Annotated in this window: 21 protein-coding genes; 14 read left to right on the top strand and 7 right to left on the bottom strand. The window is 66.5% G+C overall.

Annotation, left to right across the window (positions count from 1 at the left end; all coding sequences use genetic code 11):
* Positions 1–38: 38 nt before the first annotated feature.
* Positions 39–746, bottom strand: coding sequence for a type 1 glutamine amidotransferase (locus tag M2319_RS12165; protein WP_264601729.1), 708 nt, complete (start codon positions 744–746; stop codon positions 39–41).
* A 154-nt stretch (positions 747–900) separates the two neighbouring features.
* On the opposite strand from M2319_RS12165, the gene M2319_RS12160 reads away from it, so the two are divergent.
* A complete protein-coding gene (locus tag M2319_RS12160) occupies positions 901–1536 on the top strand; it encodes a thioredoxin family protein (protein WP_264601728.1) in 636 nt (211 codons plus the stop codon).
* 203 nt (positions 1537–1739) lie between these two features.
* Here the strand turns inward: M2319_RS12160 and M2319_RS12155 are convergent, their stop codons facing one another.
* Positions 1740–2639 carry a LysR substrate-binding domain-containing protein gene (locus M2319_RS12155; protein ID WP_264601727.1) on the bottom strand — a complete coding sequence of 300 codons (900 nt, stop codon included), beginning with the start codon at positions 2637–2639 and terminating at the stop codon, positions 1740–1742.
* Positions 2640–2817: 178 nt separating this feature from the next.
* On the opposite strand from M2319_RS12155, the gene M2319_RS12150 reads away from it, so the two are divergent.
* Complete coding sequence (locus M2319_RS12150; protein WP_264601726.1) at positions 2818–3201, top strand: hypothetical protein; 384 nt, start codon at positions 2818–2820, stop codon at positions 3199–3201.
* Positions 3202–3307: 106 nt separating this feature from the next.
* Positions 3308–3682 carry a DUF1127 domain-containing protein gene (locus tag M2319_RS12145; protein WP_264601725.1) on the top strand — a complete coding sequence of 125 codons (375 nt, stop codon included), beginning with the start codon at positions 3308–3310 and terminating at the stop codon, positions 3680–3682.
* 345 nt (positions 3683–4027) lie between these two features.
* Here the strand turns inward: M2319_RS12145 and M2319_RS12140 are convergent, their stop codons facing one another.
* Entirely contained in the window at positions 4028–4771 is a 744-nt protein-coding gene (locus tag M2319_RS12140) for a DUF937 domain-containing protein (protein WP_264601724.1), read from the bottom strand.
* 129 nt (positions 4772–4900) lie between these two features.
* Positions 4901–6271, bottom strand: coding sequence for a glutamate--cysteine ligase (locus tag M2319_RS12135; protein ID WP_264601723.1), 1371 nt, complete (start codon positions 6269–6271; stop codon positions 4901–4903).
* 396 nt (positions 6272–6667) lie between these two features.
* Here M2319_RS12135 and M2319_RS12130 point away from each other — a divergent pair, with 396 nt between their 5' ends.
* The 6 genes from M2319_RS12130 (at position 6668) to M2319_RS12105 (ending at position 12078) form a co-directional block, all read left to right on the top strand.
* A complete protein-coding gene (locus M2319_RS12130; protein ID WP_264601722.1) occupies positions 6668–7069 on the top strand; it encodes a hypothetical protein in 402 nt (133 codons plus the stop codon).
* 718 nt (positions 7070–7787) lie between these two features.
* Entirely contained in the window at positions 7788–9527 is a 1740-nt protein-coding gene (locus M2319_RS12125) for a Hint domain-containing protein (RefSeq protein ID WP_264601721.1), read from the top strand.
* A gap of 5 nt (positions 9528–9532) precedes the next feature.
* Positions 9533–9838: a hypothetical protein gene (locus M2319_RS12120; protein WP_264601720.1), complete on the top strand. Its 306-nt coding sequence runs from the start codon at positions 9533–9535 to the stop codon at positions 9836–9838.
* 82 nt (positions 9839–9920) lie between these two features.
* The gene (locus M2319_RS12115; protein ID WP_264601719.1) at positions 9921–11555 is read left to right on the top strand and encodes a hypothetical protein; all 1635 of its coding nucleotides are present in this window, start codon (positions 9921–9923) and stop codon (positions 11553–11555) included.
* 39 nt (positions 11556–11594) lie between these two features.
* Positions 11595–11804 (top strand): hypothetical protein, encoded by a 210-nt coding sequence (locus M2319_RS12110; protein ID WP_264601718.1) that lies wholly within the window; start codon positions 11595–11597, stop codon positions 11802–11804.
* A gap of 19 nt (positions 11805–11823) precedes the next feature.
* Positions 11824–12078, top strand: a complete 255-nt coding sequence (locus tag M2319_RS12105) for a hypothetical protein (RefSeq protein WP_264601717.1) — start codon at positions 11824–11826, stop codon at positions 12076–12078.
* Positions 12079–12099: 21 nt separating this feature from the next.
* Here M2319_RS12105 and M2319_RS12100 read toward each other — a convergent pair whose 3' ends face one another.
* A complete protein-coding gene (locus M2319_RS12100; RefSeq protein ID WP_264601716.1) occupies positions 12100–12849 on the bottom strand; it encodes a 16S rRNA (uracil(1498)-N(3))-methyltransferase in 750 nt (249 codons plus the stop codon).
* A gap of 103 nt (positions 12850–12952) precedes the next feature.
* On the opposite strand from M2319_RS12100, the gene xseA reads away from it, so the two are divergent.
* From xseA to M2319_RS12080, 4 genes are all read left to right on the top strand, one after another.
* Entirely contained in the window at positions 12953–14551 is a 1599-nt protein-coding gene (gene xseA, locus M2319_RS12095) for an exodeoxyribonuclease VII large subunit (protein ID WP_264601715.1), read from the top strand.
* A gap of 60 nt (positions 14552–14611) precedes the next feature.
* Entirely contained in the window at positions 14612–15769 is a 1158-nt protein-coding gene (locus M2319_RS12090; protein WP_264601714.1) for an acyl-CoA dehydrogenase family protein, read from the top strand.
* A gap of 135 nt (positions 15770–15904) precedes the next feature.
* On the top strand, positions 15905–16732 hold the full coding sequence (locus M2319_RS12085) for a universal stress protein (RefSeq protein ID WP_264601713.1): 828 nt from the start codon (positions 15905–15907) through the stop codon (positions 16730–16732).
* A 413-nt stretch (positions 16733–17145) separates the two neighbouring features.
* A complete protein-coding gene (locus M2319_RS12080; RefSeq protein ID WP_264601712.1) occupies positions 17146–19878 on the top strand; it encodes a bifunctional acetate--CoA ligase family protein/GNAT family N-acetyltransferase in 2733 nt (910 codons plus the stop codon).
* A gap of 1075 nt (positions 19879–20953) precedes the next feature.
* Here M2319_RS12080 and M2319_RS12075 read toward each other — a convergent pair.
* Complete coding sequence (locus M2319_RS12075) at positions 20954–22624, bottom strand: thiamine pyrophosphate-binding protein (RefSeq protein ID WP_264601894.1); 1671 nt, start codon at positions 22622–22624, stop codon at positions 20954–20956.
* Between the two features lie 715 nt (positions 22625–23339).
* Complete coding sequence (locus M2319_RS12070; RefSeq protein WP_264601711.1) at positions 23340–23717, bottom strand: hypothetical protein; 378 nt, start codon at positions 23715–23717, stop codon at positions 23340–23342.
* A gap of 161 nt (positions 23718–23878) precedes the next feature.
* Here M2319_RS12070 and M2319_RS12065 point away from each other — a divergent pair, with 161 nt between their 5' ends.
* Positions 23879–25462: a bifunctional aminoglycoside phosphotransferase/ATP-binding protein gene (locus M2319_RS12065; RefSeq protein WP_264601710.1), complete on the top strand. Its 1584-nt coding sequence runs from the start codon at positions 23879–23881 to the stop codon at positions 25460–25462.
* The last annotated feature ends 67 nt before the right edge of the window (positions 25463–25529 follow it).

Here is a 25529-nt window from a genome sequence, read left to right as displayed (position 1 = left end):
GGCGGGCGTCGACCGAAGCTCGTCGATACCCTTGGGGCTTATTCTCCCCGCAGCCGGGCGACCCAGGCGCGGGCCATGTCGCGGCCGACGCGGTCGGCGACCGGGGCAAGCGTTTCGCGCTCCACGGCGAAGCGCTTGGGCCAGTCGGGGGCGAAGTCGGCGACCATGTCGGCGAACTCCGTGGTCCATTCCTCCACCATCTGAACCGTCGCCTCGAAATGGAACTGGATGCCGTAGACGGCGCGGCCGATCCTGAACGCCTGGTTCCTTGTCATGGAGCTTCGCGCCAGATGGACGGCGCCGGAGGGCAGGTCGAAGGTGTCGGTGTGCCAGTGGAACAGCGGGGCGGCGGCGGCGAGAGCGGAAATCAGCGGGTCGGTCTTGCCCTCCACGGTCGCGGTCACGTCGCGCCAGCCGAACTCCACCGGCCGGCCCACATGGTTGATGCCGCCATGGCCGCGGGCGACGAGCTGGGCGCCGAGGCAGATGCCGAGCACGGCCTTCTCCGCCTCGCCGAAGCGGCGGGCGAGCGCGGCGGTCAGCGGCAGGTCGGGATGGTTTTCGTCGTCGATGGCGCTCTGGGCGCCGCCGAGGATGACGAGGCCGTCATAGGGCGCATCGTCCTCGGGCACGTTGGCGCCCTCGTGGATGCGCACGATCTCGATCTCGATCCCCTCCTCAGCAAAGACGTCTGCGATCAGCCCGAGCGTTGCGCCCGGAAAATTCTCCAGAACCAGAACCCGCATGTCGCTCCTTTCGACAAGCCGTCGGCAGGCGCAGCACAGGCGTGCGCGCACACATTCGGCCTCTCGCATATTTTATTGGCGCGGTGGGAGTATCCCGCGCCGGGTTGGGATATAGTGGCTGCAACCTGCGTCAGACAGATCGGGAGGGAAGTCAATGGGCGAGATACGCCTTGGAGCATTCATCGCCGGGGCGGCCGTCGCCTCGGTTGTTTTTTTCGGCCTTGTTGCAGCCGGCATCGCCGAGGACATGCCGGAGCCGAAGGTCGGCGACAACGGCCTGCACACGCAGTCCTGGTTCCACGAATCGTTCCTCGACATGGCCGACGACCTCGCCGAGGCGAAGGCCGAGGGCAAGCACCTTGCCGTCATCTTCGAGCAGCGGGGCTGCCCCTATTGCCGGGAGATGCACCGGGTGAACCTTACCCGGCCGTCCATCGTCGACTACCTCAAGGAGCATTATTACGTCGTCCAGCTCGACCTGTGGGGCTCGCGCGAGGTCACCGACTTCGACGGCGAGGCGATGGAGGAGCGGGCGCTGGCGCGCAAATGGCGGATCACCTACACGCCGACGATCTCGTTCTTTTCCAACGAGGTCGACCTGTCCTCCGGCGACGACGGGCGCGACCTGGAGACGGCGCGGATGCCCGGCTATTTCAAGCCGTTCCACTTCCTCTCCATGTTCCAGTACGTGGCCGAAGGCGACTGGAAGGAAGAGCACTTCCAGAAATTCATCCAGGCAAAGTTCGACGAGCTGAAGGAAGCCGGCAAGACGCCCGAGGTGTGGGAATAGCTGCTGCTGTCCGATAAATGCCGATGCACTCCGGTACATACACACTCTGCATCATCACCGGGCTTGACCCGGTGATCCATGCGGCGCCAACCGATTGTTCCGAAAGGCAGAATGGATTGCCGGGTCAAGCCCGGCATTGACGCGGAGAGGGATCAAGACGCAGAGCGAACTCGCGTCCCGTTCGCCCGGCCGGCCGGCCCGCCCTATTCGGCGGCGACGCCGAGGGCTTCGTCGGCGTCCGGCACCGGCATGTTGCCGAGGGCGGAGACCACGTGGCCAGCGAGCGCTTCCATCGTGGCGCTGTTGGAATGCCAGTTCCGGAGGAGCCCGATCTCGCACATCGGCAGCGGCGGGAAGCCCTCGGCCGGGCCGAGGATCTTGACGCCGGGCCTCAGCGCCGATTCCGCGATGACGGAGACGGCAAGGCCGGCCTGGACCGTCGACATCAGTGCCGTGGTGTTGCGGCTGGAATAGACCAGGCGATAGGGGCGGTCGATGCCCTCAAGGGTCGCCATCGCCGTCTTGCGCCAGGTGCAGCTCGGCGCACCGAGGGCCAGCGGCAGCGGATCGTCGGCTTCCGTGTCGTGGTGCTTGGCGGCGATCCAGAACAGCGGCTCGCGGCGGAATACCTCCGAGCCCATCGTATCCTCGCAATGGGTGACGATCGCCATGTCCAGCTCGCCGGCGCGCACGCGCTTGGCCAGTTCGTCCGATTCGTCGCAGACGACGCACACCTCTACCCGCGGATTGGACCGCGCGAAGCGGGCGAGAATCTCCGGCAGGAAGCGTTCCGCGTAGTCGTCCGGCGTGCCGATGCAGACCCGGCCGCTCAGTTCGTCGTCGTTGAAGGCGGCGAGCGTCTCGTCGTTGAGGCGCAACAGGCGGCGGGCGAACGGGATCAGCTTGTCGCCGTCCTCCGACAGACGGACGTTGCGGCCGTCGCGGACGAACAACGGCTTGCCGATCTTGTCCTCCAGCCGGCGCATCTGCATGGAAACGGCCGACTGGGTGCGGTGAATATTGCTCGCCGCCTGGGTGAAACTGCCGGAATCCGCGATCGCCAGGAAGGTACGAAGTTGATCTAGATCAAGGAGTTGGGCCATGCCGGCCTCCATTCATCATCGAAAACGATTGAATACATAAAAAACATTCGTTGGACCGATCAGTCAAGGCAAATCATATTGGGGTCATTCCCGGCACGGAATGACTTGGCGCCCGAAAATACGTTTCGGGGCAACGCTCTCCCTTTCACCATCCGTCGCCGGCGCTGAGGAGCACACCATGAGCAAGGAGTTGCAGAGCACCGGTTTCCTGACCCGTCCCGCCACCGTCCTGACGGCCGCCCTCAAGGCCCTTTCGGCCACTGTGGAGCATCGCCGCCAGATCCGCCGCGACCGCCGCGAGCTTCGCCAGATGCTGACCTGGAGCAACCGCGCGCTGGAAGACATCGGCCTGACGCGCATGGACGTACGGATGGCTCTCGACCTGTCGGGCAAGACGGATGCCGCGACCTGGCTCGCCTCGCTCAAGTCCCAGCGCCAAGCGACCTTCCAGGAGGAAGCCGCCAAACGGCTGGCCACCTGCCGGGAACTGGCGCGCAACATCGCCGAACGTCGCAGGTCCCTTGCGTCCTGGGGCCCGGCTCAGGAGCCCTGCTGTTCCTGACGCCTACGGGCGACCGCAAGAAACGGGTTTCGCATCGTTCGCGACCCGCACAGAACAGGGAACACGGGTTCCCGCCCCTTCGCTGCCAGCCATGAAGGAGACGACCATGACCACCGAGTTGCGCAGCAGCAGTTTTCTCTCCCGGCTCGCCGATGTCTCGGCGAGCGCCCTTTCCGCCGTCGGCGCCTTTGCCGTTCGCCGCTGGCGGATCCACCGCAACCGGCGCGAGGTGCGCCAGCTGCTCGACTGGAACGCCCATTCGCTGAAGGACATCGGCCTGACGCCGATGGACGTGCGGCTCGCCGCCTCCATGCCCGGCTCGGTGGACTCCTCCACCCGGCTGCGCATCCTGGCGGTGGAGCGCCGGGCCGGCGAACGCGCCCAGGCCCGCGAGCGGATGGCGGAAATGCGCCGCATCGAGGCGGCCGCAAGGCGCACCGTGGAGACCGACAGCGAGCGTCCGGAGACCACGGCCTGCTGATGCCGCAAACGGCAGATAAGCCACGGGATCCGAACAACAGGATCCCGCGCAAGAAACAGGGAGCGACGGGCCGCCGTCCGCCGCTCCCCCTCTTTCGGAAGCAGCCGACGTCCATCCGGCCATGCGCAGGGCTCCAGACGATCCGGCCATGCGCCCGGTCCTCGGATGGGCGTCGGATGCCTCAGGAAGACCCCTCTCCCTGATGCAACCGCTGCACGGGGCATGACGCGGGAACCTTTTGCCCGCCTTGTGCCTTGTTGCTTCGTCACTCGCAGCCTTGGCCCGCCGTCCGCCCGGATGGCGGGCTTTTTTCGTAACGTCCCGGAGGCGTCTGGGGGCGTTCCCTCAATCCTCCTCTTCCTCTTCGTCCCCGGCCTCGTCGGCGGCGGCGAAGATGGCGCGGATCGCCCGCATGTGGGCGCGCTGGATGTCGAGGCCGGCGTCGAACAGGCTACCGAACATCTCCTCGCCCGTCGCCGGGGGGGTGTCGTCGACTTCCTCGTCCGCCACGTCCTCTTCAGACGGCGCCGTGCGGCCGCGGCCGAAACCCTCCAGGAAATCGCCGAGGGCATCGAGGACGTTGAAGTCCGGCTCGGGCGGCGGCGGCTCCGGCCGGCCGCGGGCAAAGCCCTCCAGGAAGTCGTCGAGCGGCATCGCCATTGCCTGCCTCGGCGCCTCGTGGGCAAGCCCGCCCATGAGGATCGCGGCGACGGCCGGCAGCATCGCGCGCACGACATTGGTCGCAATGCCGGTGGCCTGCTCGACCTGGTCGGAAACCGCGCGGCTGATCTCCTTGGAGCCGAGCAGGTGGCCGAGGATGACGTCCTCCTCGTGGCGCCGGGTCGGCGCAAAGGCGGCCATGGGGTCGAGGAAATAGCGCTGGTGGCCGCCGGTGCGCAGGGCCTGCAAAAAGCCGGCAAGGGCGAGCGGGTTGGCGGTGTTGCGCTTCAGGCCGAGGGAAAAGGCCGGCAGCATCGCCTCGACCACGCGCTCGGCATTGTCCATGGAAAGCCCGTACTGGCGGGCGATGTTCTCCATCGCGTCGCCGTTCTGGGCGTCGTAGAACAGGTTGATCAGCGAATAGCTCATGCCCGGCCCGGCCTCCCCTCCGGGAACGCGCAGCAGAAAGGGAGTCTCCGCGCGATTCCGCAATGATGGGGCATCCGCCGGTTGTGCGTCAAACCTGCGGTTTTGCGGGGGGCCTTCGGAGGGCCCTGCTCAGTAGGCGAATTCGTCGAATACCGGCTCGATGCTGCCGCCCCATTCCACATGGTATCTGCGCAGCATCTTCTGGGCCGGGGTCTCGCCGGTGGCCAGCGCCTCCTCGATGGTGGCCAGGAACGAGGTCTCGTCGAAGCCGGCCTGGTTGAGCCGGCCGCGGCGCGCAAGGCCCTTGCGCGACAGGTCGACGACGGTGCGGGCGATGTCGCCGACCGTGCCGCCGCGGAACGGCGTGTCGAAGGCCTCTTTCGGGATCCGGTCGCGCAGGGTCTGGCGCTCCTTGGCGGTCCAGTCGGCGACGAGGTCGGCGGCGGCGGCGAGGGAGTCCTCGTCATAGAGAAGCCCGACCCAGAACGCCGGCAGGGCGCAGATCTTGCGCCAGGGGCCGCCGTCGGCGCCGCGCATCTCGATGTAGCGCTTCAGCCGGACCTCCGGGAACAGGGTCGAGAGGTGGTTGTTCCAGTCGCCGACATTGGGCCGCTCGCCGGGCAGGAGGTCGAGCTTGCCGTTCATGAAGTCACGGAAGGTCCAGCCGGTGACGTCGTGGTAGGTGTCGCCGCGCTTGACGAAATACATCGGCACGTCGACGGCCCATTCCACATAGGCCTCGAAGCCGAAGCCCGGCTCAAAGACGAAGGGGATCATGCCGGTGCGGTCCGGATCGGTGTGGCGCCAGACCTCGGCCCGGTAGGAGAGGAACCCGTTCGGCTTGCCTTCCAGGAAGGGCGAATTGGCGAAGATCGCGGTGGCGATCGGCTGCAGGGCGATGCCGACCTGCATCTTCCTGACCATGTCGGCCTCGTCGGCGAAATCGAGATTCACCTGGATGGTCGAGGTCCGGTACATCATGTCGAGGCCGAGCGTGCCGACCTTCGGCATATAGTTGGTCATGATGTCGTAGCGCGACTTCGGCATGCGCGGCGTGTCCTTCAGCCGCCATTTCGGCGAGGCGCCGATGCCGAGGAAGCCGATGCCGAGCGGGTCGGCGATCTCGCGGAGCTGGGCGAGATGCGAGTGGGTTTCCTTGCAGGTCTGGTGGATGCTGTCGAGCGGGGCGCCGGAAAGCTCGAACTGGCCGCCCGGCTCCAGGCTGATGGCGCCGCCGCCGGTCGGATCGGCAAGGCCGATGATCGCCGGGCCGTCCATGATGCGGTCCCAGCCGAGCAGCGCCTCCATGCCTTCCAGGAGCTGGCGGATGCCGCGCGGGCCGTCATAGCCGACCGGCGTGTGCTCGTCCCGGTAAAAGGCGAATTTCTCGTGCTCGGTGCCGATGCGGAAATCGGACTTCGGCTTGCAGCCGGCGTCCATCCACGCCGCCAACTGATCGACCGACTCAATCGGCGTGTCGTCGAGCGTATCGCGCGCCATCTGGCCTCCAGCAAACTTTCCAAGGAATCGGCCGGGCTTCCAGCCCGCCACAGGGACAATTCGGCAGCGCCACGCCGGGCCGCCGGGGGATCGCGGCCAATCTAGATCAAAAGTTCCTGAGATCAAATCCTTGGGGGCGGAACAGCACGCGCGACAGCTGCGCGGCACCTAGGTACCAGCCGGCCTCCGATCGCCGGCAATCGTTCCGCATGCGCGGCTACAATGGGAAGAATCTTTGCGCATCCGTGACCGCCGCGCATCGGTCATCCGCCGCCCGAACGCCATCGGACCCGGATTAGATATACCGTAAGGCGAAATTTATATTGACATATATTAGTAGTATAGGACACTCTTCACAATGAACTGTAGCCGATGTCTTTCCTCAGAGTTTTCGCCATGAAAAACGTCTGCGCAACCATCTTGTTGTTAGGAATATTTTTCGCCGGAGAGGCGTTGGCCCGTGGTTATGACTTCGTTGTAACCTGTCAGGATGGCTATCAAGTGATCTACACTGTCAGATACGGTGACATCGACCCAGGGAAGGAATATGCGCGCGTCACCGCCGCAAGGAAACTTGCGCCATTTCACGGAAATTCTTGTTCCGCAAGCGATTTCAGAACTGCAGCCGACTGCCCAGGATGTCCGCGCGAGCAATTCGAGGGCGGAACCATTACCGGTGACGAGCTTGCGCGCCTAGGCAATGGCGATCTTACAGTAATACCTGAGGTTGCTATCGGCGTTCCCATAAAAACCGCAGACAAAATCATTAAGGGCATCGGAAAAGCTTTTAAATTCTGATCTCTTTAGCGTGACGAAAACTTTTTGACGTACGGTAACGCCAGAAACACACTTTTGCGGCGCTTTTTGAAGTTCTCATTTTGATCGTTCAGTGTGACTGGCCGGCTTAAGTCTTAGCGCGCGTTGCAGGCGCAGCCGGGTCCCTTGTGACATGTTTCCTTGCGGGAAATGCAGCTATTGCCGCAGGCCTTGCCCTTGCGGCAGGTCTTGCAGCACTCGGTTTTCACCGTGATCCATGGCGTCATCGGCCGGGCGGCTGCCGGTGCGATGAGACCGGCCAGAGCGCGTGGCTCAAACGCGGCAGATGCGGCTGCGGGTCCGGGAACGGTCACCGCGGCAAGGACGAATGCCGGGATGATACGGACGAGAGAAAGTGATTTTCTGACAGTCGGCATGGCGTGGGTCTGTCGGCCTTGCACCTGACGGTAGCAGGATACGGTCCATACACTCCGCCCAAAATCCGATGCACTGCAATATGTTCCCCAAGTTGCAGGAGCGCTGGCCGACGGCCGGCCGCCGCCTGCAATGAAAGCATCCCAGCGAAGAAGTGCTTCGCCGGCTTCACTACGGCCCGGCGCCTTCTTTTCCGGCTTATCTGCACAATATCTAAAATTTGCAAATATGCCTTTACGCCCGCGTCGGTTGTGCTAGTATTTCCCCCATAAATTGCAGACAAATACACCGGTGTATAAAAACACCTGCGAGGGGAGATGTGTCCATGACGCCGTTTCTCAATAATTTCGTGCGCCTGTATCTGTTATCCGCATTTTTCGTCTTTATTTCTTCTGCGATCCCACACGCGCAGGAGCAGCTCACCGCACAGGACATAGATGACGTCCGCTATATCGTGGAGCTGGCTAAGAAACGCGGCGCCTCGACCGGCCTTCTCGACTTCAACGATCCCGTGCAATACAGGTTCTTCCGGCGCCGGGCGATCCTGACGGGCGCAACGCCGGAGACGGCGCCACAATTTTTCCGCGAAATGGACGCGACGCGGGAGGCCCATATGAAGAAGGGCGGCCTCAGCGACGAAGAGGCGCTCGCGGGCGCCGCCGACGGCACCGGCGAGGTCGCCATCAACCAGGTCTCCGGCTTCGGCACCGCCAACGATACGGTCGAGGACTTCAGCGCCAGCCTGCTGTCGTCGACACCGGGCGGCAGCGAGCTGACGCGGCTCACCGTGCAGCTCCACGACGGCGCCTACGACCCGATCGGTCCGCTGGCCCAGAACACCGAACACGCCCAGGGCGAGAACACCCAGGTCAGCACGACCGGGACCTTCTCGACGCCGACGCAGCCACAGGACAAGCGCACGGTCTATACGGTCGGCACCTACCACTACCAGCCCTATGGCGGCGCGGCGCAGCACGGCTACATCGTCAACCAGAGCGACACGATCCCGCAGACGATCACCACCACCAACCCGGCCAAGCACGGCGGCAATGTCGCGGGCCAGATCCGCGTCTGCCTCAACCGCTCCGGCGACGACTGCGACATCACCGAGCCGAGCGGCGGCCAGCAGAACGTGATCTTCCCGGTCGCCGGCTCGATCACCTATTACGACGAGATCCAGACGCCGTTCGACAACAACAACTCGTTCAGCTCGGTGGTCATCACCAAGCAGCAGAGCGGCGGCGGCTGCCTGATGGCGGCATCCCAGAACCTCCTTCAGCTCGCCACCGTGTCGACCGACAAGATGACGCTGAGCTGGAACATCGATCCGGCGAGCTTCGGCGCCGCCTGCTTCAACCAGGCCGACCAGCTCGTCTACACGCTGACGGTCCAGGTGACGGTCGGCACCGGCAACAACGCCAAGCCGGTGTTCGCCTATGTCACCAACGCCACCGACGCCGTCGCCGACCTCAACACGGCGAAGATCCTGCCGATCCAGTTCCGCTGGGGGTGCCTGGCGGCCGGGACGGAAGTGCTGGTGCGCCGCGACCTCGACGACACCACCGTGCCGATCGAGGAGGTGCGGATCGGCGACCTGGTGCAGGCCAATCCGAACGGCGATCTGGTCAAGGTGATCGCCAACACCATCGGCACCGAGCCGATCCCGATGATCCGCATCCACACCGACGGCGACCGGTCGGTGCTCGTCACCGAGGGCCATCCGATGGTGACCTCCGGCGGCATCAAGCTGGCGCGCCAGCTTGCCGAGGGCGACGTGCTGTTCGGCCAGAAGGGCGAACACCTCCACGTCACCGGCCTGGAGCAGGAGATGTATGCCGGCAACGTGTGGAGCCTCGACGTCGCATCGGTCTCCTCCGACGGCACCGATCTCGGCTCCGACGGCACCACCTTCTTCGCCAACGGCATCCAGGTCGGCGACGTCAAGCTGCAGAACCGCTACGAGCGGCTGTCGCGCAAGGATCCGCGCTCGGTGCTCGAACGGCTTCCGGAAAAGTGGCACCAGGACTACTTCAACTACCTCCGCCTGCACGGCGGCAAGGAGTAGGCGCGGTGGCGGAGAAAACCGAACTGGACGCAACGGCGAAGCCGCCGGTGCTGTCGAAGGTGACGCTGACCCTGGAATGGACGGCGCCGGTGGATCCGGAGTTTCCGGTCAAGACCTACTTCGTCTCCGTCCGGGACGATCAGGGCAACCTGACCAACTACCCGGTGCCGTCCGGACAGATGACCTACACGCTGGACGTACCGCTCGACAAGAACGACCCCAGCTATGCCCGGATCGGCGTCACCTACGTCATCGGCTCTTCCGCACTTTCCGAAATGAGCGTCGCCTTCAACGTCGAACCGACGACCTGACGGCGGCGGCAATCGCGCAGCCCCGGCGCGGCGGCGGCCGCCGCGCTCCCGACATTTCCGACTTTTTCCGAGGAGAGAAGACATGGCGGTCAGTTACGACCAGGGCGGACACACCGTCTGGCTCAACGGCGAGATCTCGTCGCAAAGCGACATCACCCTTCTGGAGGCGCTGGAGCCGCGGGAGGACCCGGAGCAGTTCCCGCCGCTGAAGACCTCGCGCTATCCGGTCAGCCTGGAGGAATATGACCGGATGGTGGAGGAGGCCCGCAAGCCCTCCGACGAGACCGCGCAGGACGCGCGCACCGCCGGCGAGCGGGCCGTGCCGCCCGGCGAGGAGGAGCGCATCGGCGCGGCGCGGGAATTCTCCGAGGACCTCTCCGAACCGGCAACCGATGCCGCCCCCGGCATCCTCTCCACCTTCGAGGGCATCACCGCCACCGGCTGGTATCCGCCCGACCCGACCATCGCCGTCGGCAAGAGCCAGGTGCTGCTGTCGGTCAACAGCGACCTTGCCGTCTACGACAAGCTCGGCCGGTTCCAGTCGCGCTGGCCGAACCTGAAATCCTTCTTCAAGAAGGTGGTGCCGGGCAATGCCAAGGTGTTCGACCCGCGCCTGCTCTACGATGCGTTCAACAACCGCTTCATCGTCATGGCGGCGGCGACCCGCAGCAGCCCGAACGGCGCCTGGCTGCTGGTCGGTATCTCGGAGGGCGAGGACGCCTCGGGGCCCTATACGGTCTGGGCCTCCGACACCACGCTCAACAACGACACCGCCACCAACAACTGGGGCGACTATCCGATCGCCGGCTATGACGAGCAGGCGCTCTACGTCACCCTCAACATGTTCGAGTTCAACGGCAGCTACCAGTATTCCAAGCTGCGCATCTTCAACATGAGCGAACTGGCCGCCGGCGGCACCGGCAACGACCACCAGATCACCTATTGGGACATCTGGAGCATCAACGACCCGGACGGCCGCAACGCCTTTTCGATCAACCCGTGCATCCACTACCGGACCGCCGGCACCAATCTGCCGGCCTATCTGATGAGCGCGGTGTGGGCCAATTCCAGCCACCTGGTGCAGTGGAAGCTCGACAGCCCACTTGCCGGCTGGTCGAACGGCACGCCGACGCTGACCGCACAGGACGTTCCGTGCCTTGCCTATTCGCTGCCGCCGCAGGCCCAGCAGAAGGGCTCGAGCGTGCTGATGGCGACCAACGACACCCGGCTCCTGTCCGCCGTCTACCAGAACGCCGACAGCACCCAGCGCATCTGGGCGGCCCATTGCAGCCAGGTGTCCTGGGACGGCGACACGGAGGCGCGGTCCTGCGCCCAGTGGTACGAGATCGACATGCCGACGGCGACCGTCGTGCAGCAGAACCGGTTCGGCGCGTCCGGCATCTACTATTTCTTCCCGGCCCTCGACGTCGACCAGCGGCGCAGCGCCTACATGGTGATGGCGCGCTCCAGCGCCACCGAATACGCCTCGATCCGCGAGACCGGCCGGCGCAAGGAATACACCGCCGGCGAGATGGCACCGAGCGTGCAGATCCGCGCCGGCGACGGATCCTATTCCGTCAATGCCTCGCGGCAGCGCTGGGGCGACTACTTCACCGCCGTGCGCGACGGCCAGGACCTCTACAAGGTCTGGGTCTATGGCGAGTTCGCGGCCCCCAACAACCAGTGGAGCACCTGGGCGGCCTCGCTGAGGATCTAGCTTCCCGAAAAAACACGTCCACCAACGGAGACACCGTCCATGTTCACCCTGTTCAAGTCGCTGACCCTGCGCCAGGCGTTGTTCAACCAGGCGCCGGTGCTGATCGCCAGCCTGGCGATTGCCGAGATGTTCTACAAATTCCACAGCTTCCTGCTGGAATCGATCGCGTTCCTGGCGACCTGGTTCGTCCTCGACCTCGTCGTCTCGCTGCTGTTCGGAACGGCGACGAAAAAGCCGGACGCGACCTGAGCACAGCCGCGGGGCTGCCATGAAAACGGCAATTATCGGTGCGATCGTCGTCGTCATCGCCGTCGTGGCGGTTTTCGTGGGGTTGCAGATGTCGGCCAAGGACGAAAAGGGCAAGACACCGAAACCGCCGGCCGCGGACAAGGAAGTGCCGATCGGCATCCCGGTCCCGGAGGCGGAGTTCGAGGAGATGAAGGAGCGGGCGCGCAAGCCGCGCCCGGAGACCGGCGGCGGGCAGGCCGACCCGACCGGCAAGAAGCCGGACAGCGCCGACTGAGGCGCCGCGCGCCCGGCCGGCTCAGCTCCAGTCGCCGATGACGGCCTGGACGACGGCAAGGGCTGCGACAGCGGCGGTGTCGGCGCGCAATATCCGGGGCCCGAGCGGTATCGGCGTGACGAACTTCTGGGCCTTCAGGACCAGCCGCTCGTCGCGGGAAAAGCCGCCTTCCGGGCCGATCAGCACGGCGAGCGGGCCCTGGGAGAGGTCTGCCAGCGCCGGGATCGGGTTGAGGCCGTCGCTCGCCTCGTCGCAAAAGATCAGCCGCCGGCCGGGCTCATAGGTCGGATAGCGCTCGATCAGGTTGGCGAGCGCCACCGGCTCGCGCACCTCCGGCACCGCGAGGATGCCGCACTGCTCGGCCGCTTCGACGACGTTCCCCTCCATGCGCTCCAGATTGACCCGGCTCGCCTGGGTATGCTGGGTCAGCACCGGCTGCAGCACCCCTGCCCCCATCTCCACGGCCTTCTGCACCATATAGTCGAGGCGCGCGTGCTTCAGCGGCGCGAACAGGTAGTGCAGGTCCGGTAGCGGCGTCTGCGGGCGGGTCTGTTCGACGATCGCCAGCGTCACGTGGCGGCGCGTCGCCTCGGCGATCTCGGCCTTCCACTCGCCGTCATGGCCGTTGAAGACCAGCACCGCATCGCCCGGCCCCATCCTCAGGACGTTGACCAGGTAGTTGGCGTGGGATTTGTCGAGTTCGATGCGGGCGCCGGAATTGATCGAGGTTCTCAGATAAAGACGCTGCATGGTGAATTCGTAACGCGGCATGATCCCTCTTTCGCCGATTTCGCGGGTTGCGGCCGAAGCTGCCGAAACGGCAGGCCGGCTGAGGCGGGTGGGCGCCCGCGGCGCTTGACCGCCGGCAAGGCCCATGTCTCCCTTGGCACCGGAAGGAGGCAGCAGCTTGACCGATTCTCCATCGAATGTCGGCGAGTTCACCGTGTCGCAGATTTCCTTTGCGGTCAAAAGGACCGTGGAGGACGCCTTCGGCTATGTGCGCGTGCGCGGCGAGATCTCCGGCTTTCGCGGCCGCCATTCCTCCGGCCATGCCTATTTCGCCCTGAAGGACGAAAAGGCCCGGATCGAGGCGGTGATCTGGCGCGGCGCCTTCTCCAAGCTCGGCTTCATGCCCGAAGAAGGGCTGGAGGTGATCGCGTCCGGCAAGCTGACGACCTATCCGGGCTCGTCGAAATACCAGATCGTCATCGACCGTCTGGAGCCGGCCGGCGTCGGCGCGCTGATGGCGCTGCTGGAAGAACGCCGGAAAAAACTCGCCGCCGAGGGCCTGTTCGATGCGGAGCGCAAGAAGCGGCTGCCTTACCTTCCGAAGGTCATCGGCGTCGTCACCTCGCCGACCGGCGCCGTCATCCGCGACATCCTGCACCGGCTCGACGACCGCTTCCCGGTCCGCGTCGTCGTCTGGCCGGTCCGGGTCCAGGGCGAGACGTCGGCTGCGGAAGTCGCCGCCGCGATCCGCGGCTTCAACGCGCTCACCCCCGGCGGCAAGGTGCCGCGTCCCGACATCCTCATCGTCGCGCGTGGCGGCGGCAGCCTTGAGGACCTGTGGGGGTTCAACGAGGAGGTCGTCGTCAGGGCGGCGTCCGAGTCGCAAATTCCGCTCATATCCGCCGTCGGCCACGAGACGGACACGACGCTGATCGACCATGTCGCGGATCTGCGTGCGCCGACGCCGACGGGCGCGGCCGAAATGGCCGTGCCGGTGCGCTCCGAGCTGATCGCCGCGATCGACGACCTCGCGCGGCGCCATTTCGCCGGGCTCCTGCGCTATCTCGACGGCAGGCGGCGCGAGCTTCGGGCGCTTGCCCGGGTGTTGCCGAAGCCGGAGGATCTTGTTGCCGTGCCGCGCCAGCGCTTCGACGTTGCCGCGGGCCGGCTCGGCCGGGCGCTCGGCGCCAACACCCACGCCCATGCCACCCGCTATGCCCGGGTCTCTTCCCGGGTCTCCTTCGGCCTCGTCCAGCGGGCGCTGGAGACGCGCCGGCGCGACCTCGACCGGGCGGGCGAACGGCGGCGCCACGCCCTCACCCTTGCCCTCAACCGGCACCGGGCGCGCTTCGATGCCCGCGCAGGCCGGCTGCGGCCGGGGCTCGTCGCGGCGCGGGCGGCGGACGCGCGAAAGGCGCTGAACAGTGCCGAGCGCCAGTTCGGCGCCGCCCTCCTCCTCCGTCTTGAGCGCGGCCGGGCACGGTTTGCCGCCACCGCCAAGCTGATGGAATCGCTCTCCTACAAGCGGGTGCTGGCGCGCGGCTTTGCGGTCCTGCGCGACGCCGACAATGTGCCGGTGTCGAGCGCGGCGGCGATCTCCGGCGGCGACGTGCTCGACATCGAGCTTGCCGACGGCCATGTGGCCGCAATCGCGGGCGAAGCCAAAACGACGACACCGAAGAAGAAGCCGGCGAAGGCGAAGCCTGAAAAAACGAAAAAGCCGGACCAGGGGCAGCTCTTTTAGGGCGGGAACACGCCGGCGGCTCTGGTAACAAAAAAATTGCCTGAGGGAGGACAGCGGGCGATGGATCTGGACCTGACCGAGGAGCAGCGGCTGATCCGCGAGACCGCGGCGCGGCTCGCCGCCGACCGGCTGGCGCCGCTTGCCGAGACGCTCGATGCGGGCGGCGGCCGCGAGCCGTTCCTTGCCAATCTGAAGCTTCTCGCCGAAAACGGCTTCATGGGCCTCAACGTTACCGAAGAGCATGGCGGCAGCGCCGCCGGCACGGTCGCCTTCGCCCTTTCCGTGCGCGAATTCGGGCGGGCCTGCGCGGCGACGGGCGTCACCGTCTCCGTCACCAACATGGTCGGCGAGGTCATCCAGGCGGTGGGATCCGAGGAGCAGAAGGCGCGCCACCTGCCGAAGCTCTGCGACGGCAGCTACCCGGCCGGTGCCTTCTGCCTCACCGAGTCCGGCGCCGGGTCCGATCCCTCCTCCATGACAACCCGCGCGGTCATGGACGGCAACGAATGGGTGCTGAACGGGGCGAAACTCTACATCTCGTCCGCCGAATACGCCGGCGTCTTCGTCGTCTGGGCCGTCACCGACCCGGAGGCGCCACGCGGCAAGGGCATCACCTGCTTCCTGGTGGAGGCCGGCGCGCCGGGCATGACCATCGGCAAGGCGGAAAAGAAGATGGGCCAGACCGGCTCGGCCACCAACGAGGTCACTTTCCAGGACTGCCGCATCCCCGCCGATGCCGTCATGGGCGAGGTCAATGACGGGTTCCGGATCGCCGTTGGCGAACTCACCGGCGGGCGCATCGGCGTTGCCTCGCTGGCGCTCGGCATTGCCGAAGCCGCCATGGACCTTGCCAAGGCCTATGCGGTGGAACGCGAGCAGTTCGGCCGGGCGATCGCCGACATGCAGGGCGTGCAATGGATGATCGCCGACCGGGAGACGGAGTTGGAAGCGGCCCGCCTCCTGATCCTGCAGGCGGCCTGGCTGAAGGAAGCCGGCCGGCCCTTCGTGCGGCAAGCCTCCATGGCCAAGCTTTACGCCACCGAGGCGGCCCAGCGCGCCACTTATACGGCTTTGCAATTGCACGGCGGAGCGGGTTACATGAAGGACTATCCGCTCGAGCGCTTCGCCCGCGACGCCCGCATCACCACCATCTACGAGGGAACCAGCGAGATCCAGCGGCTGATCATCGCACGGGAAACCCTGAAACCTTTCAGATGACCGCCGTTCGGCGATTTACCGATCGTCCGCAACGCCTTAAAGCATGTATGGCGCGCGCCGGTTTTTGAGACGGGTCAAGGCAAAGCGCAGCGTTTTGGTCCATAATTGTCGCCAATCATTGGCGAGGAGGGAAAAATGGCAATCAAGGACATCGTCACCGTTCTCGACCTCAACCGGGACGGACCGGCTCCGAAGATGGCCGTGGAAGTCGCACGCTTCGTCGGCGCCCACGTCACCGGGCTGTCGCCCATCGTCGAGCCTGTGGTGCCCGGCTACGTCACCGCGCCGATCCCCGGCGACTTCCTGGAAGCCTCCATCCGCCAGGCCCGCGAGCGCGCGGAAAAGGCCGCAGCCGGCTTCGAAGACGCCATCAAGCGCAGCGACATCAACGGCGAGACCAGCCTCGTCACCATCGGCGACGGCGCCTGGGGCGGCCTTCTCGCCCGCACAAGGCTCTCCGACCTCGTCGTCATCGGCCAGGAGGACGCCGACCATCCCGAGCCGTTGCGCGAGGCGCTGATCGAGGCCGCCCTGTTCGATTCCGGTGTGCCGCTCCTGCTGGTGCCCTATGTCTCCTCGCCGACCTTCGCCGACCGCAAGGCGATGGTCGCCTGGGACGGCAGCCGCACGGCGAGCCGCGCCGTCCATGCCGCCCTGCCGATGCTGGAACTGGCCAAGAAGGTCACCGTGGTGTGCGTCGAAAACGGCTCCCGCTCCGAAGGCGAGGCCGGCGCCGACATCGCGCTCTATCTCGCCCGGCACGGCCTCAAGGTGGAGATCGACCGCATCCCGATGGCGCCGACCGGCGTCGGCGACACGCTGCTCAACTATGTGGCGGACAACGCCATCGATCTCGTCGTCATGGGCGGCTACGGCCACAGCCGGATGCGCGAGTTCATCATCGGCGGCGCCACCCGCTCTATCCTGAAGTCGATGACCGTGCCGGTGATGATGGCGCACTGACGCCGCACCAGGCCGAAACCGTTAACCCTTTCGGCAGATTCCGCGCCCGGGTGCCCCGCACCCGGGCGTTTTCGCGGCAACTGTTGCCTGCGACGAAAAACCGTTTCCAGGCAAGCTTCTAGGCGGATTGTAGACGGATTATACTTGGCTGATCACGGTCTATTGGCTTGCCAACGGGCCGAAAGACCCGAAATAGTCCTTCAGCAATCGTGATTTTGTCATGATTGAAGCCGAAAAGCTTTTCTCCGGACGCGTCGAGTGCGGCGCGTTTTTCTGGCAGAATCGATCCCGGATTCACGCGCAATCGGTGATTCGGTGCCCAAAAAAGAGTCCGAAACCCGGACAGAACAGATACTCCAGCAGGGCGAAACGTTCAGGGTTGCACGTAACGCACAACGTTTACGGGTGACACCATGACCGTTCGAAACCTTGACGTCCTGATGCGGCCGGCCAGCCTCGGCGTCATCGGCCCCAACCGCTTCGGCGACAAGGCCAAGTCCATCCTTTTCGACAGGATCGCCGCCTCCGGCTTTCCCGGCGACAGGATTGCCTGCGCCATCGACGGCGACATCCCGGACGGCTTCACGCGTTCCGATACCATCGACGGGCTTTCCGCCGCGCCGGAGCTTGCCGTGCTGCTGGCCGGCTCCGAGACGTCGGCGCGCGACCTGGAAGCCCTTGCCGACAAGGGCACGAAGGCCGTCGTCCTGATGGCGTCCGGCTTCGATGCCTGGGACCACGACACGCGCGCCAGGATGGTCAAGACGGCCAGTGCCTGCGGCATCCGCGTCGTCGGCCCGGGCAGCCTCGGCATCATTTCGCCGCACGCCAAGCTCGACGTCTCGCTGTCCGCACACAGCGCGACGCCCGGCGACCTCGCCCTCGTCTCGCGCTCCGGCGCCGTTGTCAACGCCATGCTCGCCTGGGGCGCCGCCCACCATGTGGGCTTTTCCGGCGTCGTCTCGCTCGGCCAGAAGACGGACATCTCCGTCGGCGACATGCTCGACTGGTTCGCCAACGACTACCGGACGCGGGCGATCCTCCTGCACCTGGAATCGATCTCCAATCCCGGCCTCTTCATGTCGGCGGCGCGCGCCGCGGCGCGTTCCAAGCCGGTCATCGTGCTGCGCTCGGGCGCCTATGGCCACCGGCGCGACGAGGTACTCACCGAAAGCGCCCGTCTCGCCACCCCCGATGCCGCCTATGACGCGGCGTTCCAGCGCGCCGGCCTGCTCAGGGTCCGGGACCTCGACGAGATGTTCGATGCAGCCGAGACCGTCAGCCGCTTCAAGCCCGGCTTCGGCCGGCGCCTTGCCATCGTCGGCAACGGCCATTCACTCGCCAATGTCGCCTCCGACCGCTTGCAGGCGGGCGGCGGCCAGATCGCCAAGCCGAGCCCGGAAAGCCGCGAGGAGCTGAAGAAGTTCCTGAGGCCCGCGGCCGCCAATGCCAATCCGTTCGTGCTCGACAACGATGCCCCGCCGGAGCATTTCTCCCACACCATCGCCGCGCTGATGGCCGACAAGCAGACCGACGGCGTCCTCGTCGTCATTGCGCCGAACGCCTTCATCTCCACGGCAGAGACGGTCACCGCGATTGCCGAGACGGCCAAGAAGACCCGCCGCGCCAGCATGAAGAAGAAGCCGGTGACGGTGGTGCTCGCCGACGAGGACCCGGCGCTGCGGCAAATGCTGGAAGAGGCCGGCATTCCCTGCTACCGCACGCCGTCGGAAGCCGTGCGCGGCTTCATGCACCTGGTGCGCTACGCCGAAGGCCAGGAGCTCCTGATGCGCACGCCGCCGAGCCTGCCGGCTGGCTTCACGCCGGCGGCCGTGCGCGCCCGCACCGTCATCGAGCGCTGCCTGATCGCCGGGCGCAACTGGCTCGACCCGACCTCGGTGCGCATCCTGTTGTCGGCCTACGGCATCCCGGTGATGGAATCGATCGTCGTCACCGACGGCGCGGAGGCCGAGGTCGCCGCCCATCGGCTGGCCACCGGCACGCGGCGCTTTGCCATCAAGATCGCCTCTCCCGACATCCCGTTCCATTCCGATGTCGACGGGGTCTGGCTCGACCTGCCCTCGCCCGCCGCCGTTGCCGATGCGACGGAAAAGATGCTGGAGCGGATGGCGACCGAGCACCCCGACAAGCGCATCGACGGCGTCGTCGTCCAGCCGATGCTGGATGCCCGCCACGCCCACGAGCTGGTCGGCGGCATCACCGACGATCCCGTGTTCGGTCCGCTGATCGTCCTCGGCGGCGTCGTCTCCGAAGGCGTCATCGACCTTGCCGTCGACCTGCCGCCGCTCGACCTCAACCTTGCGCGCCTCCTCCTGCAGCGCGCCGACATCTCCCATGTGCTCGCCGGCTCGCGGCACAGCGCGGCGATCGACCCGGAGGCGATCGCCCATCTGCTGGTGCGGCTGTCGCAGATCGCCATCGACTTCCCGGAGATCCGCGACCTCGACCTCGACCCGATCGTCATTGAGTCCGGCCGCATGGTCGTGCTCGATGCGCGCGTCGCCATCGGTCCGGTCGACCGCAGCCGCCACAAGCTCGGCCATCCGCGGCTGACCATCCGGCCCTATCCGCAGGAATGGGAGCGCAACATCACGCTGAAGGACGGCCGTCCGGTGTTCCTCCGCCCGATCCGCCCCGAAGACGAGGTGCTCTACGACGACTTCTTCGCCGAGGTCTCCGACGAGGACATGCGGCTGAGGTTCTTCGCGCCGATCAAGGAGTTCACCCACGCGTTCCTTTCCCGGCTGACCCAGATCGACTATGCGCGGGCGATGGCCTTCATCGCGCTTGACGGCAATACCGGCCAGCTCCTCGGCGTCGTCCGCCTGCACGCCGACGCCGACCACGACACGGGCGAATACGCCGTCCTCATCCGCTCGCCCCTGAAGGGCCTCGGCCTCGGCTGGGTGCTGATGAACCAGATCATCGAATACGCCCGCGCCGACGGCATCAAGGTCATCAACGGCGAGGTGCTGCACGAGAACGGCGGCATGCTGGCGATCTGCGAGGCGCTCGGCTTTTCCGTCCGCACCTCCGAGGACGACCGCTCCATCGCCAAGGTGACGCTGGAAGTGACGCCCGACGCGGATGCATCGCCGGTGCCGCAGTTGGAGAAGGTTGGGTAGTTTTTTCACTCAGGGTTCTGGTTTGCGCTCACGGCAGACGCGCTGCGCGCGTGCCTCCGCGGGGGCGGCGCAACGGCGCCGGCGGGCGGTCGCCCTTGCGAAGCCTGGGGGCTTCGGGGGTGCTCGCGGCCCTCGTTTTCGCTTACGGCAGACGCGTTGCGCGCGTGCCTCCGCGGGGGCGGCGCATAGGCGCCGGCGCCCGTTCGGGCTTGCGAAGCCTGACGGCTTCGGGGGCGCTCACGGCCGAGCGCTCGCTGACGCTCGCTGGCCTCCGCGGGGGCGGCGCAACGGCGCCGGCGGGCGGTCGCCCTTGCGAAGCCTGACGGCTTCGGGGACGCTCGCGGCCGCGCGCTCGCTGACGCTCGCTGGCCTCCGCGGGGGCGGCGCAACGGCGCCGGCGGGCGGTCGCCCTTGCGAAGCCTGGGGGCTTCGGGGGCGCTCGCGGCCGCGCGCTCGCTGACGCTCGCTGGCCTCCGCGGGGGCGGCGCTACGGCGCCGGCGGGCGGTCGGCCTTGCGAGCCCTGCGGGCTCGATGATCTTACATGCCAGCCCAAAACTCAGTCGTCATCCCGGGCTTGACCCGGGACCCATTGCCCGCCTCGACACGGTATGCCGGCGCGGCTCCGCGACGAACGGCGCGCCGCGCAAAGGCCGATGAACGTCACCGACGGCATACCGCGTGGGCAGGGACAATAGGCCCCGGCTCGGGGGCCGGGGTGACGGCGGAGGGTGTGGCGCGGTCGGCGTTTCAACGGGCAACGCGATACGCTATCGGCAACGCCGCTCTGGATTGCTTCGCTGCGCTCGCACAGCAATGACGGCGGAGGACGCCTCACGGCGCCCCAAAACTCAGTCGTCATCCCGGACTTGAGCCGGGATCCATTGCCCACCTCGACACGGTATGCCGTTGCGGCACTACGCACGACGGTGCCCCGCGCAAAGCCCGAGGACCTTCACCGACGGCATACCGCGTGGGTAGGGGCAATAGGCCCCGGACTAAATCCGGGGTGACGGCCGAGGATGGGGTGGGACCGGGGCTTCAACGAGCAGCGCGGTGCACTGACGCCAGCCAGCCCTACGCCCCCCTCGCCTTCTTCGCCGCGGCTCTGATCGCCGAGAGGGTCGTTGCCGGCGTGATCGCTTCCGGGTCGATGCGGACGTGGAGGATCGCGGGCTTGCCGCTTTGACGCGCGCGATCCAACGCCGGGAAAAACTCCTCCGTTTTCGTCGCCGTCTCGCCGTGGCCGCCATGGGCCCTTGCGAGGGCCGCGAAGTCCGGGTTGCCGACGTCCGTGCCGATGACACGGCCGGGATAGTTCCGCTCCTGGTGCATGCGGATGGTGCCGTAGATGCCGTTGTCGACGACGACGACGATGAGGGCTGCACCGTACTGGACGGCGGTCGAAAATTCCTGGCCGGTCATCTGGAAGCAGCCGTCTCCGGCCATGGCGATGACGGTGCGGTCCGGCCAGCGCAGCTTGGCGGCGACGCCGGCGGGAACGCCGTAGCCCATGGAGCCCGACGTCGGGGCGAGTTGGGTGCCGAGCTTGCGGAAGCGCCAGAAGCGGTGGATCCAGGTGGCGTAGTTGCCGGCGCCGTTGGTGATGATCGTATCGGCCGGCAGCTCGTCGCGGAGTTTTGCGACAATGGCGCCGAGCTGGACGTCGCCGGGGATATCTTCCGGCGGGACCGACCATTCCAGATAATCGCCGTTTGCGGCCCGTGTCGCCGCCTTCCAGATGTCGCGGGCCGCCGGCGGCACCAGCTTGTCCAGCGCGCCGGCGGCAGCGTCCGGGCTGGCGTTGATCGCCATTGCCGGCATGTAGACCCGGCCGAGTTCGCCGGCGTCCGGATGGATGTGGATCAGCGTCTGGTGCGGCATGGGCACGTCGAAGAGCGTGTAGCCCTGGCTCGGCGTTTCCGACATGCGCCCGCCGATCAGGATGACCACGTCGGCGCCCTTGATGCGCTCGGCCAGCTTCGGGTTGATGCCGAGGCCGACGTCGCCGGCATAGTTCGGGTGGGTATGGTCGAAGAGGTGCTGGCGGCGGAACGAACAGGCGACCGGCAGGTCGAAGCGTTCGGAAAAGCGCTGCAACGCCGCGCGGCCTTCCTCGCTCCAGCGCGCGCCGCCGGCAATGACGATCGGCCGCTCGGCCGTTGCCAGCGTCACCGCCACCGCTTCCATCTGAGACGATCCGGGCGAGACCTCCACCGGGCACGCGGCCGGGACGGTCTTTCCTGGCGCCAGCTCGCGCAGCATGTCCTCCGGCAGGGCGAGCACGACTGGGCCGGGACGGCCGGACATCGCCACGGTGAAGGCGCGGGCCATATATTCCGGGACGCGCTCGGCCTGGTCGATCTCGGCCACCCATTTGGCGATGCCGCCGAACATCTGGCGGTAGTCGACCTCCTGGAAGGCCTCGCGGTCGCGCTGGTCGCGGGCGATCTGGCCGACCAGCAGGATCATCGGCGTGGAATCCTGGCGCGCCACATGGACGCCGGAGGCGGCGTTGGTCGCGCCGGGGCCGCGGGTCACCATGCAGATGCCCGGCCGGCCGGTCATCTTGCCGTCGGCCTCGGCCATCATCGCCGCGCCGCCTTCCTGGCGGCAGACGGTGACGGCGATCTCCGTGTCGTAGAGGGCGTCGAGCACCGCCAGGTAGCTCTCGCCCGGAACGCAGAACACCCGGTCGACGCCGTTGGCGACAAGGGCGTCCACAACAAGCTCGCCGCCGGTCCGCATATTCGCACTCATGTCCGATGGTCTCTCACTGGAAGGGGATCGCGAGGGGATGGTCCGGGCTTACGCGGGGCGGCGCCCGCGCGCAAGTGGCGGAGCGGAAAACGGCGACAAATCAAAAAAAATGCCGCGCCCACCAGGGACGCGGCAGTGTGTTGCTCAATTGGAGCGACACAAGGGGGGAAGCTTGAAAAGCTCAGGATTTCGACTTGATCGCGATGCGGGCGGCCTCAATACCCTCGGGATCGGCTTCGACCGGCAGCGGACATCCGCTTCAAAGCCTGTCGGAGCGTTCGACCGGGGACCGGTCCTTGTCCTGCCACGCGCGTTCTGTCGTCTTCTCTCCTTCACACCTTGCGGCCGACCGAACGAGCGTTACCCCGTCGACGTCGGCCCGATATCCACTCCATCTTCCTGAATGGCCCCGCGGTTGCTTTGATCTTTGTCAATGACGGTGGTCGGCAGCCAGTGCGGAGCGAGAGAGAAGAGGTGGATGGTACTCGGAAATACCTCAATCAAGGCGCGCAAATACACCACGGCGGGACGGCCGCGGCCCCGACAGAAATGCGGAGTTTTCCGGGTTTTCCCTGATGGGCTACCGGGCCTGCGACCAACGCCGCATCGGCGGCCTCGCCGCCTGCATGGCGGCGGGCCGGATACCGGTTTTCCGATCCTGTGACCGCTTGCCGCAGCCCGCCCTGGTTGGTGCCGGCCGGCCTCAGACGTCGACGACGGTGACGACCTGGAAAGTGTAGAGGTCGCCGTCCTCGTCGCGGATGGAGACGTACTCGCCGGGCCGGAACGGGTGCTCGCCGAACTTGTAGCCGGCCTCGTCGTCCTCGTCGCCGTCGATGTCGTAGTGGAAGGCCCAGGTTCCGCCGCGGCGGTGGACCAGATGGCCGAGATCCTCCTCCTCGTCGCCCCAGAAGCGGCGAACGCGGCAATGCATGCGCTGCTTTTTCCATTCGACGGGATCGATGTGGCCGTTATCATCGAGGGGAGCAATGAACTCGTAGCCATGCAGGGACGACCCACCAGGGTGTTCCTTGGTGCGGGCCAGATTCAACCTGATCTTTTTCAGTCCGAGATGTTCCATGGCGTCACTCCCCCACACGGCTTTCAACTTATGCTGAACAGATTCAACGATCTGTCGCAATCGAACTCCACCAGAGCGACATCCGTCAACGGATTTGTGACGGCACGAACAAATGTCGCCCGGGCGGAGTCCACCGTCTTCAACAGATGGGGAAACGCACAATGAGCAACAACACCCGGCACCGCCAGCACGTCATGCAGGACCAGGGCGAAATCGTCGCTTTCCTCCAGGATCCAAAGACTTACGGGCTCAAGCAGGACGTGCGGCGGATCGACACCCACGCCGCAATGGTGTTCCTTGCCGGCGATGAGGTGCTGAAGATCAAGCGCGCCGTGCGCTATCCCTTTCTCGATTTTTCGACGCTGGAGAAACGCCGCCGCGCCTGCCATCGCGAAATCGAGGTCAACCGCGACAACGCGCCGGAGATCTATCGCGACGTCGTCGCCATCACCCGCGAGCCAGATGGCGGGCTCGCCATCGGCGGCGCGGGAACGCCCGTTGCGTGGGCGGTCCGGATGAACCGCTTCGACGAGACCGAGACGCTCGACCGCATCGCCGAGCATGGCCCGCTCAGCGACCGGCTGGTCGATGCGCTGGTCGCCCGCATCGCGGCCTCCCACGAGCGGGCGCCGAAGCGCGACGCCTTGCCATGGCTGAAAAGCCTTGCCGGCTACATCGCCAACAACGAGGCCGGCTTCAAGGAATGGCCGGATCTCTTCGACATCGGCCAGGTCCATGCCCTGTCGCATGCGATGGAGGATGCACTCGCCCGCCTCACCCCGCTGATCGAGCAGCGTGGCCGGCTCGGCCATATCCGGCTCTGCCACGGCGACTGCCATCTCGGCAACATCGCCTGCTTCGACGGCAAGCCGGTGCTGTTCGACGCCATCGAGTTCGACGATTCGATCGCCACCAACGACGTCCTTTACGACCTCGCCTTCCTGCTCATGGACCTGTGGCAGCGCGGCGACCACCGGGCCGCGAACCGGGTGCTCTGCCGCTATCTGGCGCACCGGCCGGACCCGGACCATTTCGAGGCGCTGGCGGCCCTGCCCTTCTTCATGGCGCTGCGCGCGGGGATCCGGGCGATGGTGACGGCGTCGCGGCTGGCGCATCTGGACGGCGCCGCCTTTGCCGAGGCCTCGGCCCAGGCGGGCGATTATTTCGCGCTCGCCCGCGCCCTGATGGACCCGGCGCCGCCGCGGCTCTATGCGGTCGGCGGGCTTTCCGGCACCGGCAAGTCGACGATCGCCGCGGCCGTTGCACCGCATCTCGACCGGGCGCCGGGGGCGCTGGTGCTGCGCTCCGACATCGAGCGCAAGGACCTTTTCGGGATCCCGGAGACCGAGCACCTGCCGGAGGACGCGTACACGCTGGAGGTCACCCACGAGGTCTATCACCGGATCATCGCCAAGGCGCGCACGGCGCTCGCTGCCGGCCAGTCGGTGGTGCTCGATGCGGTATTCTCCATGCCGGCGGAACGCGCGGCCGCGGAACGGATCGCCGAGGCGGTGGAGGTGCCCTTCCAGGGGCTGTGGCTGGAAGCGCCGGCCGAAACGCTGTTTGCCCGCGTCGAGGCGCGCACCGGCGATGCCTCCGACGCCGACGTCTCGGTGGTGGAACGCCAGCTCACCTACGACCTCGGCACCATCACCTGGGCCCGGGTCGATGCCTCCGGCGACACCGGGGAAGCGGTCGCGCTGGCACGCGAGGCCCTCGAAAGGGGCAGCATTCTGGCCGTTTAAGACGATGACGGGGCGGCGCACTGCCGATATAGTCGCCCCAAAATGCACCGGAGTACGCATGGCGGCG

The sequence above is a fragment of the Rhodobium gokarnense genome, assembly GCF_025961475.1.
Lineage (GTDB): Bacteria > Pseudomonadota > Alphaproteobacteria > Rhizobiales > Rhodobiaceae > Rhodobium > Rhodobium gokarnense.
Note: the sequence above shows the minus strand (reverse complement) of the source record. Positions and strands in the feature narration are given on the sequence as shown.